Here is an 11551-nt window from a genome sequence, read left to right as displayed (position 1 = left end):
GGTCAGTTTGCGGAGGTGGAGGGGATCATTTCAGGCGTCGCCTGTGACAGCACCCAGAGCGTGGGCGCCTCCACATGCCGGGGATTGAGCTGCTTCGGATCCGGGCCGATGCGAGGCGTGCCTTCCCGGTCGAGAAACTCCACCGGGGATGAGCCCAGCGGACTGACGGCGAAGTAGCACACATTGGAGGAGATGGCCTCTGCATTGGCCACGATGGAGGGGCAGATGCGCACCATGAGATTGCGCACCCGCTTGGAGTTTGCCTTGATGTGGTCGAGTCTGACCACGCCATCCTCAATGACCGGCAGCAGGGGCTCATCCCCCAGCAGAGAGGCCCACGTGTCATACTTGCCCACCATCACCGCGAACGGTGTGGAGACGCGCTGGCGGGAGTCCAGCCCGAGCAGGCTTTTGATGCGGACTTCCGTTTCAGCGAGGATGACATCCTGCTGATCGATGCGGTGGGTCTTGATCTGCGGATCCGTGACGCCCTTCATCATGGCGCGGAACTCGGTGTTGTGCAGAGGATCGAAGAGAAAGAAAATGCCGGAGGCCACCGCGATATGCTGGGCACCGGGCGAGTCCGCACTGTTGCGGGTCGGCTCGAAATGCTCGCCCGCATTGTCATAAAAGACGACGGAGAAGCCGTTGTCCGGGGTGTCGGGATGGGACAGCTTGAAGATGAAAGGCTTGGGCAGGCGCACCTTGCGTCCCTGGCGGGGCAGGGTCTCATATAGCGCTCCTTCCAGATCGGTCTTGGCGAGGAAGGCATCCTCCGGTGACGAAGAGGAAAACAACTGCGTCTTCATCTGCGTGAGGATGACGTTCTCGGAGGGATCAGCATCTCGGAAGGTGATGCCAAAGTTTTGGAACAGGGCGCTCTGCAGAATTTTGACCAGCACGCTGAGGTAGTACGATTTGCCTGAAGAAGGCGCGCCGACGATGGAGAAGATGTGATGGGGCAGGTCGAGAAATCCCGGCGGCAGCTTGCGGCGGCAGTGCGGGCAGGCGAGGTCGGAGGTGGCCAGGCCCATGGCATCCAGCGCCTGGCCACGATCATTGAAACGCGTGGCATGGAAGCGCTGCATGGCTTCATCGCCAAGCATGGGATCACCCCGCAGGCTGTTGTGCACGGCGATGTTCATCGCATCGCCCCGGTCGAATTTGAACCAGCAGATCGGGCAGGTGAATTCGCCGTATTCGCTGTTCACCTCCGCGGCCTCCATCGCAGGTTCATGGGAACGATTGCGAGTAGGAGCCGGTTCGGCGGTTTCATCCGACATGGAGCTGTACCGGTCATACCAAGCGGTTTTTTCGGCCGGCGGGGTCATGGGCGGCGGTATTTTGAGGATCTCCACGGAGTCGTGAACATGAAACCCCATTTGCTCCATTCCGTTGGGAATCAACACCAGCCGCTTGCGGGCGTTGGTTGAAAACTGGCCCAGCCAGGTTTTCAAAAACTCCGGGCCAAAGGGGCCATTCCAGTCATGCTGTTCACTGTTGTAAACGAACCATGAGTTGTCGTTCCCAAGGGCCATCCAGTTGCCCGGCTGGGGGCTGTATTTGAAGGCCAGCAATTGCCCGGCGCCAGTCATGGTGTGCTCCTCTCCGGGCAGGGCTCTGAAAAAAGTTGTTTCAGAGCCATTCACCAGCACCGGGCAGCTGAACTGAAATTCCATGGCGTCGCCGGTTTTTGTCACCTTGCAAAGCATCTGGGGGCACTGCGGCGAGTTCATTTTCAGGTCGGAATGCGGCCCGGCGCCAATCACAAAGGTTCCGCCGTCAAATCGGGAGCGTTCTCCAGTGATGCAGTTTAAAATGCAGAGTGAGTTGTGGTTGCCGTTCATTCTTGCCTGTTGCGTCATGGGTAGGGGATAATTAAAAAATAAACCCGTTAAGGTCGATCTTAACTTGGCTTTTTGCTTAGAAAAGCACGAGTTTTCATGGTTGATAAATCATAGCAAACTCAATCAACAAGCAGTTATGGGGCCTTGGCAGTCTTGAGATGACGGTCAAAAAAGGCCAGCATGAGCTGCTCGGTCTTTTCAGGAGGCACACCTTTCAGACCGTGGCCCGCGCCTTCAAAACCAACGAGCTCGGCTTCCACCGTGGCGGCCTTGAGTTTGTCCACGAGCCAGGTGGCCTGCTCATAGGCGACGTATTCATCCGCCGTGCCATGCAGGCAGAGGGTGGGAGCGGCATTGGGAGTCACCCAATAGAGAGGACTGCCGATGATGTGCTCCTTGCGCTTGGTGCTGAGGTCGCCGCCGAAAAAGAGCGGCAGCACGTCCTTGGCATCCACGCTCTTGTCGTAGCTCTTGGTGAAATCGCTGGGCCCATAAAAATTGACCACGCAGTTCACTGCGCTGCTTTGTTCCGGATTGCCTTCGCCTTCAAACTGAGGGATGCCTGCGGTCACGCCGAGGAACTGCGCCAAATGACCGCCCGCAGAGCCGCCCATGGCACCGATGCGTGTGGGGTCCACGTGATACTTGGCAGCATTCGCCCGCAGCCAGCGCACGGCGGCTTTGCAGTCATGCACGGCGGCGGGGAACTTGTAGGCCGGGGCCAGCCGGTAGGTGACGGTGATGGCCACGTAGCCATGCTGGGCGAGTGTGAGCAGCAGCTTGTCATACCCCTCCCGCTTGCCAGCGCGGAAGCCGCCACCATGGATGCAGACCACGGCGGGGAAGGGACCCTTGCCGTCTTTCGGCTGCGCCAGATTCACCTGCAGATGCTGGTTGTCGGGGTTGGCGAATTCGATGTCGCGGGTGAATGTGACGTTATCTGGAACGACGAGTTCCGCAGCGTGAAGGGTGGAAGCAAGCAGCAGGGAGGTGATGAGATGGCGCATGAGGTGTGAAGGGCGGGAAGAAACGGGGGATGGAGCAAACGGCTCCCGTCGGCGGGGAGTTTCAGCGTTGATGGCAGGCAGGTGCAGCTTTGGAGAAACCTTTTTAGTACCAGGGTGTTACACGCTGTCTTCCGCTTCAACCTCCCATGAAGACTCTGACCTGCTCCATCCTTCTGCTTGCTCCCTTGGCTCTGCGTGCCGCTGACGCCACCGAGGCGGCGCATGCTGGCATTCCAGCGGATCAGCTGCAGTTCTTTGAGAAGAACATCCGGCCGGTGCTGGTGCAGTCCTGCTACAAGTGCCACTCCGCCGAATCCTCCAAGGTCAAAGGCGGACTCACGCTGGACACCAAGCAGGCGACTCTGCTGGGCGGGGAGTCGGGGCACCCGGGGGTGACTCCGGGTAACATCGCGCAGAGCAGCGTGTACGAGGCGATGACTTGGAAGAACGAGGACATGCAGATGCCGCCGAAGCAGAAGCTGCCGGACGATGTGATCGCGAACTTCAAGAAGTGGATCGAGATGGGCGCGCCTGACCCGCGTGAAAACAAGGTGGTGAATGCGGGCGGTGGCAAGCGCGTGATCGACATGGATGAAGGGCGCAAGCACTGGGCCTTTCAAAAGCCGGTGAAGCCTGCGCCTCCTGCGGTGAAAACAGAAGGCTGGGCGAAGACGGAGATCGACTCCTTTGTGCTGGCAGGCATCGAAGCCAACGGGCTGCGCCCCATGCGAGACGCGGACCGGCCCACCCTGATCCGCCGCATTGCGTTTGATCTGACAGGACTGCCGCCGACGCCGGATGAAGTGAAGGCGTTTGTCGCTGATCAGTCGCCGGAAGCCGTGAAGCGTGTTATCGACATGTATCTCGACTCCGAACGCTATGGCGAACGCTGGGCGCGGCACTGGCTGGACGTGGCGCGCTATGCAGAAAGCAGCGGCAAGGAGGTGAATGTGCTCTACCCGCATGCGTGGCGCTACCGCGACTACGTCATTGAGTCGTTCAAGAAGGACAAGCCCTATGACCAGTTCCTCAAGGAGCAGATCGCAGGCGACTTGCTGAAATTTGACAGCAAGCGCGATCAGGCGAACAAGATCGTGGCCACGGGCTTTCTGGCGATCGGTTCCAAGGGGCACAACAACCGCGACCGCCGCCAGTTCTCGATGGATGTGGTCGATGAGCAGATCGATGCCGTGTCGCAGTCGATGCTGGGTCTGACACTGGCCTGCGCACGCTGCCATGATCACAAGTTTGATCCGGTGACGCAGCGTGACTACTACGCGCTGGCGGGCATCTTCCTCAGCAGCGAGACGCTGTTTGGCACGTATGAGCAGCTGCAGAACAACAACACCGCAGGATTGATCGAACTGGATCGTACCGCCGGGCAGACGGCCTCCCTGGCGAAGATTTCACCGTCTGAAGTGGCAGAGCTTAAAGCCAACTATGAGCGGGCGAAAACCGCCGCCGCCGAGGTGCAAAAGGAGGTTTTCGCCATGCGTCAGCAGGATCGCGAGAAGGCGGGTGCTGCGAGCTTCCTGCGCATCCGTGGTGCGCGTGATCGTGCGGAAGAGGTGAAGGCGGACGTGGATCTCTTTTATGAGGATGGCACGCCGCGCACGCTGGCCATGGGGGTGATGGATCGCTCGGTGCCGTTCAACAGCCCGATCCTCATCCGTGGCGACATCAAGCAGCCCGGCGATGTGGTGCCACGTGGACTCGTGGAGGTGCTGTGCGCGAAAGGTGAGCCGCTGAACATCAGCCCGCAAAGCGGCAGCGGCAGGCTCGATCTGGCCTACTGGATCGCCTCGAAGGACAACCCACTCACGGCACGTGTGATGGCGAACCGCGTGTGGTTAAAGCTCATGGGCAGCGGCATCGTGCCGACGCCGGACAACTTTGGCACGATGGGCCAGAAGCCTTCCCACCCCGAATTGCTGGACTATCTGGCGGTGTCGTTCATGGAGAACGGCTGGTCGGTGAAGAAGCTGATCCGGGAGATCATGATGAGCCGCGCCTACCAGATGGGATCAGGCTACGATGTGGCCAACTATGCCGTCGATCCTGACAACAAGTGGCACTGGCGCATGAACCAGCGCAGGCTGGAGGCGGAAGCGATCCGCGATGCGATGCTCGCGGTGAGCGGATCGCTGAATTTGTACCCGGTGGATGGTTCTCCGGTGGCTCGTGCGGGTGAAGGCCGTCAGGGATTGCTCTCGATCTTTCGTGGAGAGCTGTCGGGCAAGGCCTACACCTATCGCTCGATCTACATTCCGATCATTCGGGATCAGATTCCTGAAATGCTCTCGGTCTTTGATTATCCGGATGCGAGTCTGGTGAATGGGGATCGCGATACCACGAACGTGCCTTCGCAGAGCTTGTACCTGATGAACAATCCGCAGGCGCAGAGCGCGGCGGATGCGTTTGCAGTACGAATTGCCAAATACCCGGGAAGCTCCGCCGAACGCCTGAGCTACGCCTATGAACTGGCGTTTGGCCGTGAACCGACCCCGCAGGAGAAAGCTGCGATCAGCAATTTCTGGATGCGCTTCCCCCAGCAGATCGCGAAGGACAAAGGCACCGGCAAAGAGGCGAAGGCACAGGCGGATTTTGCCGCGTTGTCCGCCTTCTGCCAGAGCCTGATCGCGAGCGCCGAGTTTCGTTACCTCAATTAAAGCACATCCCACATCATGAACACGACACCCTTCTCCCGGCGCGAGTTTTTGAAGACCAGTTCCAACGGCTTCGGTTACCTGGCCTTCGCTGCACTGGCGCAGCAGCAGGCGCTGCGCGCCAATCCCCAGGCCGCCACCGGGCCGCTGGCACCGAAAACGCCGCATTTCGCGCCACGTGCCAAGCATGTGATCTTTCTCTGCATGCAGGGGGCTCCGTCGCATGTGGACACGTTTGACTACAAGCCCAAGCTGATCGCGGACAACGGGAAGGGCGCGCCCTCAGCTGCCGGACGCTACGGCACCGCGAAGCTCATGGCCTCGCCCTGGAAGTTCAACCGACAGGGCAAGAGCGGCCTGTACATCTCAGAGTTGTTCCCCAATCTGGGCAAGCATGCGGATGAGATGTGCATTTTGAATTCGATGGCCACAGATCTGCCGGCGCATCCGCAGGCGTTTTCCCAGCTCCATACCGGTACAACTCAGTTTGTGCGACCGTCGCTGGGATCCTGGGCCCTGTATGGCCTTGGAACCATGAATGAAAACCTGCCCGGATTCATCACGGTCAATCCACCCGGCAATGCGACACGCACCTACGGCAGCGCATTCCTGCCTGCCATTTATCAGGGCACCAAGATCGGCGGCAACGCTCTTCCCGGCGGTGGTGCCGCAGGCCGGCGGTTCGGCGGCACAGAACAGGCCACGGTGGCGAACATCAAAAACAACCGCTACACCACCGAGGAGCAGCGCACGCAGCTGGATCTGGTGCAGGCGCTCAACAAAGCGCGCATGCAGCAGGACGGCGGTGTCAGCGCCGAGGTGGAAGGAGTGATCGAATCGTATGAACTGGCGTTTCGCATGCAGGCCGAGGTGCCGAAGGTGATGGACCTGAGCAAGGAAACAGCGGCCACGAAGGCGCTGTATGGCATTGATGAGCAGGAGACAGATGCCTTTGGCAAGCAGTGCCTGATGGCGCGCAAGTTCATTGAAGCAGGCGTCCGATTCATCGAACTTACCAACGGCAACTGGGATCAGCACTTCAATCTGAAAGCCTCACTAGAGCGCAACACCGGGGCGATCGACAAGCCCATCGCCGGTCTGCTCACCGATCTGAAGCAGCGCGGACTGCTCAAGGACACACTGGTCATCTGGGGCGGGGAATTTGGCCGTACACCCCACAGCCAGGGGGATGATGGGCGTGATCACAACAACAAAGGCTTCTCCATGTGGATGGCCGGTGGCGGGGTGAAGGGTGGCATGAATTATGGCCTGACCGACGACTACGGCTACGAGGCCGTACTGAACAAGATGCACATCCATGACTGGCACGCCACGGTGCTGGCCCTGCTGGGCCTTGATCACGAACGGCTTACCTTCCGCTATGCAGGCCGTGATTTCCGTCTTACGGATGTTTACGGTACGGTGGCGAAGGAGATCATCGCCTGAGCGAATTGGCCTCCTGTGTGACGCACGCGTTGCATCTGGCGTGATTCGCCTTATCAATGGCGCTGAAAATGGGAAACAGCGCCTCAGCATCCGCCTTGAAGATGTCCTCCAGCCAGGTGCTGGATGCTTCTTCCAGCAGTGCGATCGATCCCGAAACGATGCTTCGCATCGAGGTGATGATCGACAATGGGCTGCCGGAGGAACTGCGCGCCAGTGCCAAAGGCCTGCTGCGTGCGGTGGCCGCCAAAGTCGCCGTTCCCGGGCACTTTGATGCGTTCTGCTGCCAGGCGTTTTCAAAGCCGGAGTGGGCGGCGGCAGGCAGTCTGCTGATTGCCGAGATGTTTGAGCAGGACGAGGATCAGCTCGCAGAACTCGCGCGCATCCCGGATCTTGTCATCGAAATGGGCAGCGGAGAGGTGAATGTGACGTGCATGGTCGCGTCCCGCTGGGCTGCACGCGGGGAGACGCACCGCCTTTCCAGACTCGCCGATGCGATCGTGGCGTCCCATGCCTCCAGAAACGCCTGTGCCGTTGATGTGATGCTGGCGCTGGCCGCCACACTTGCGGTGACGCGCTTTTCACGCGCAGAGCAGTTGTACAATGCCGCTCTGCCACTGGCAGGGGAGGAGCACAAGGAGGCGCTGGCAGATGCCAAGCGCTGGCTGGCGGCCGGACGCGTCGTGTGCAGCGCAGTGCAGGACGAACGTGATTTCTGGGACGTGCGGCTGCGCAAACCCAAGACGGCCTGGACATGGAAGAGCAAGGCGGAGCGCGATGCCCTGGACCATTTGTCGGATTGTTTGACGACTGACATGGAAGGCGCTGACTTGTTCAAGGCGGTGCTGCCCGAATGCTGGTGGGAGTTGGCGGTGAAATTTGCGCAGCAGCAGGAAAAGCTGGTGGATGTGACCCAAAAGCTGGCGACCGCGAAAACAGAAAATGGGGGAGGACCCAAGGCCATGCCTGACTTGGTTCCGGCAGCCGGGAGAGTTACCCGAGAAATTCCACCGCATCCTCAGGCGGGGCCATTGGCGCGGTTTTTTCTGCCCTGGTTCTGCGGTTGCCTGGCGATGCTGCTCACCGTGATGGTGCCTGTGCTGGTGCTGCCACGGGAATTTGTCTTGGGTATTTTGGATGCTTTAAAGCCCGCTGCGACGATCTCGACCCCTGCCGAGATGGAGGCATGGCGGAAAAACGAACTGCAAAAGAAGGCCGCTGAGATGAAGCCTTTTGAATCGCAGCATGCTTTGGCAAAAACCGGCGGCTGGCAGGAGAACGAAAAGGTGCTCTCAGGAAAAAGCCAGGAACTGCCCTTCGAGAGTCCGCAGTACCTGAATCTGCTGGTCTGGCTTCATCTAGACCCGCCCAAAGATCAAGACGTCCGCCTGCGTGTGTGCAAACTGCTGCTGGATCGAGTGAAGGGGAATGCCATCACACTTTGGGAGATGTTGAACTATCCGGGGTCCCCGAATGCGGCAGAGATTAAAACTGCGGCACGCAACGTGCTCTCTGACGCAGCCTATCAATGGAGCGATGCCGAGAAACAGCGCCTAGGCGCTATTGCTGGCAGCGTTCCTGCCAGCAGATCCACGCCGGCAGGTGGGGATAAGAAATAAAACGAAGGACGTGCTCTTGCTCAAATCTGAGTTTCAGGGATGCAAATCTTGCATTTTTGTGAGCTCAGTTGGTATCCTTTGAGCTTTATTAGAATAGCCACGACGGACTATGCCTTTTATGGTTTAATCTCTAAAGGGTGGTTTATTAGCAATGTAAAATTACCAGATTTTTTAGAATAAACTTTGCAATTTTGAGCCACAACCCTTATAAATTAGAGTGTATAGGTGAAGCATTGCCCCAAACTCTCAAGTTGGTATTGTTTCACTGTATGGTCATTAACTTGTTATGATTGAAGAGCTTCAGCAATTTGGCAGCCTTTCCGTGGCTCATCGAACCGGTGGTGCACCGGTCGAGCTGGTGCGTTCTAAAGACGAGGTGGTTTTTCTAGCCTTCGACAACCGCATTCACCGCCTAGTGGAGCTGCATGTGCTGCGCGGGGGCAGCACTCTGGATGCGGCGATGAAGAGATCCGCGTTTGATCGCGCCCGCCAGGCTTCAGAAATCCGCGGGCATGCCTTCATGCGCATTTTGGAAGTGGGTGAGGATCAGGGGCTGGTCTATTACACCAGCAATCTCAACGATGGTGAGTTTGTCGAGCATTACACCCAAAGGCGCGGCGCAGTGGCGCCCGCGACGGCTCTGGCGCTCGTTTATCAATTGCTGGATGACCTGCTCCAGTTGCAAGGATTTCAGCGTCTTGTCTCGCGCATGCATCTGGACCGCGTGCTGGTCACCACCTTGGAAGACACCTTCCTGCAGCTCCGCGTGTTTGATTACGGTCTGTCGCAGCTGGATGCAGGGACCGAGGGGCAAAGCGGTGCACGGCTGGTGGTGGAGGCCTGCCGGCTTATTTTCCTTCTTCTGACCGGTCAGCCCTATGCTGGCGAAAATCCGGACCGGTTCCCTGCATTGACACAGCTGCCGATGGGATTGCGCACAGCGGTCAGAGCTGCGCTCACCGACCCCGACAATGCTCCGGCATCGATCGAAAAACTGCGTGACGATGTGCGCGAGGCGTTCAGCGCGCTTTCGAGCAACATCAAAGCGCGCAATTTCCGCAAACACTTGGTGGTGAATTCTTCGCTGCTGCCACAGTCACAGCTTCAGGAACTCCTGCTGGAGGATGTGCCGGTCGAAACCATTCTTGGAACACGGTTTCGTGTGGAGGATGCGGATCACGCACGCCGCTATCCCTTCTCCATTCCTGCGATCAACACGAAGCTCAGTCAGGCTGTCACGGTGCACCTGCTGCCGCCTTCGCGTATCGTGGACAAATCCCGCTACGAGGCGGTGCCCCTGCAGATGTGGCGTTTCAATCCAGAGCGGCATCCGAACATCCTCCGCTCCCTGAGCCTGTGGGAAAGCCCTGATTGGACCTTCCTGACCGAGGAGCGTGAGCCTGGCTTTGCACTCAGTCGTCTCATGGCGGAACGCATCACGCTGAATCCTGCTGAAGTGAATGTGCTGATGCGACAGATCCGGGCCGGGCTTGATCAGGCGGTGGAGTGTGGCGTGCAGCGTGTGGATTTGCACCCTTCCAACATCCTGCTGCGTGTGGGTAAAAATGGTCCGCTGCTTTCACGTGAGCTGGAACGGCTGATGCAGAAGCGTCTGGATGCCTGGCCTTCGTTTGTCGTGAAGCTGCGTCCGCACATGACCATGCGCAGCCTGTACGAGCCTCTCCTCGTGGACATGGACCTCACCGAAGGACAGCAGCAGGAGGAGCATTTGCAGAATCGTGATTTCCGGCACCGCTCATTTGTGGCGCTTGCAGGTTATTTGCTCACGGGTGAGCGCCAGACCGGAGGCGTGCCGCAGTTTCCTGAATCCATCCCTGAGGCCGCCGCCGCTTATGTGCGTGAGTGTCTTGAACTGATCCGCCGTGCAGGCAAGACCCCAAGTCCGGGTGATTTCATCGACAAGTTTGAGGCGCTCCTGACTGCTCCAACGGTTGATCTCGCCACACGCCTGCGTGGCAGCAGCACAGTGGCGCTGGAGGAGATGGAAAGCGTCGGTTCCGTGTCTGATTTTGACGATGACTGGAATGCGAATGAGGCATCCGCTGGAAGTTTTGAGGACGAGCCCATTTCCCCCATCAAGCGCGGGATCAAGACGCATGACTTCAATTCGTTGGTCCAGCCAAAGCGCAGCCTGCCAGTGGGGGCCATCGCGGCTGCTGCTGCAGTGATACTGGGCATTGGCGCATGGATTTTCATGGGCGGTAAAAAGGAACCGTATGCTGCAGCGCAGCCTGTGGTTTCCTCGGCGGAAGCTGAAGGACCTGCGGTCAGTCAAAAGGACGCGCCACCTCTGGTCGTGAAGGCTGTCCAGAGCAAGCCGGTTCCGGCTCAAGCTGCACCTGTCAAACCGCAACCTGCTCCCGTTGTTGTCACTCGGGTCGTTGCCGCCGCCGCCGTCAAGCCTGTGGCGGTGATGAAGGAGGCTGTGCCGAATCCATCCGTCAAACCGGTGCCGGCAGTGGTGGCCTCAGTGACAGAGGTTCCCGCTCCGTCGCCCATCGTGCAGGCCCCGGTGAATGAAGTGAAGCCCATGACGGCAGATGCAGTGACGCCCGCGGTGGTGACGCCTGCGGTGGTGACGCCCGCTGCGAGCAACCCGCCACAAACCGCAAATGCCGCTGTCCCTTCTGCAGCTGCTGCGAAGCAGCCAGAGAAAGCGCCCATCACCATTCGTCGTGCCATCCTTCCTTCCAAAGAGGAGATCGATCGCATGAAACAGGGACAGGTGGAAAGCAGTACAGGGCAGATGCCGGCCATATCCACCGCCGCACCTTTGCCGCTGAAACGCAAAGAAACACCGTGATCCCAGCCATTGCCCGCATTTCAATATTGCAGCCATTTTGGCGTGGGATTCCTCACGAAAGCACCGAATTTGCTTGGACTCACGGCGCACTCACAGGTAAAACTATCCTTAGTGGAGATGAGCGCCGCAAACAATGCCGCTTTGA

Annotated in this window: 6 protein-coding genes; 4 read left to right on the top strand and 2 right to left on the bottom strand. The window is 58.9% G+C overall.

The window, feature by feature from the left end; genetic code table 11:
• Nucleotides 1–2 precede the first annotated feature (2 nt).
• Both AC24GY_RS09030 and AC24GY_RS09025 read right to left on the bottom strand, forming a co-directional pair.
• Nucleotides 3–1679, bottom strand: a complete 1677-nt coding sequence (locus AC24GY_RS09030) for a hypothetical protein (RefSeq protein WP_422322343.1) — start codon at nt 1677–1679, stop codon at nt 3–5.
• Nucleotides 1680–1981: 302 nt separating this feature from the next.
• Nucleotides 1982–2854 carry an alpha/beta hydrolase fold domain-containing protein gene (locus tag AC24GY_RS09025; RefSeq protein WP_422322341.1) on the bottom strand — a complete coding sequence of 291 codons (873 nt, stop codon included), beginning with the start codon at nt 2852–2854 and terminating at the stop codon, nt 1982–1984.
• Between the two features lie 146 nt (nt 2855–3000).
• On the opposite strand from AC24GY_RS09025, the gene AC24GY_RS09020 reads away from it, so the two are divergent.
• The 4 genes from AC24GY_RS09020 (at nt 3001) to AC24GY_RS09005 (ending at nt 11406) form a co-directional block, all read left to right on the top strand.
• Nucleotides 3001–5523: a PSD1 and planctomycete cytochrome C domain-containing protein gene (locus AC24GY_RS09020; protein ID WP_487682141.1), complete on the top strand. Its 2523-nt coding sequence runs from the start codon at nt 3001–3003 to the stop codon at nt 5521–5523.
• A gap of 15 nt (nt 5524–5538) precedes the next feature.
• On the top strand, nt 5539–6966 hold the full coding sequence (locus AC24GY_RS09015) for a DUF1501 domain-containing protein (protein ID WP_487682139.1): 1428 nt from the start codon (nt 5539–5541) through the stop codon (nt 6964–6966).
• Between the two features lie 101 nt (nt 6967–7067).
• Nucleotides 7068–8582, top strand: a complete 1515-nt coding sequence (locus AC24GY_RS09010; protein ID WP_422322334.1) for a hypothetical protein — start codon at nt 7068–7070, stop codon at nt 8580–8582.
• A 286-nt stretch (nt 8583–8868) separates the two neighbouring features.
• Nucleotides 8869–11406: a hypothetical protein gene (locus AC24GY_RS09005; protein WP_487682137.1), complete on the top strand. Its 2538-nt coding sequence runs from the start codon at nt 8869–8871 to the stop codon at nt 11404–11406.
• Nucleotides 11407–11551 lie beyond the last annotated feature (145 nt).

Source organism: Prosthecobacter sp. Pr1, assembly GCF_057652315.1.
Note: the sequence above shows the minus strand (reverse complement) of the source record. Positions and strands in the feature narration are given on the sequence as shown.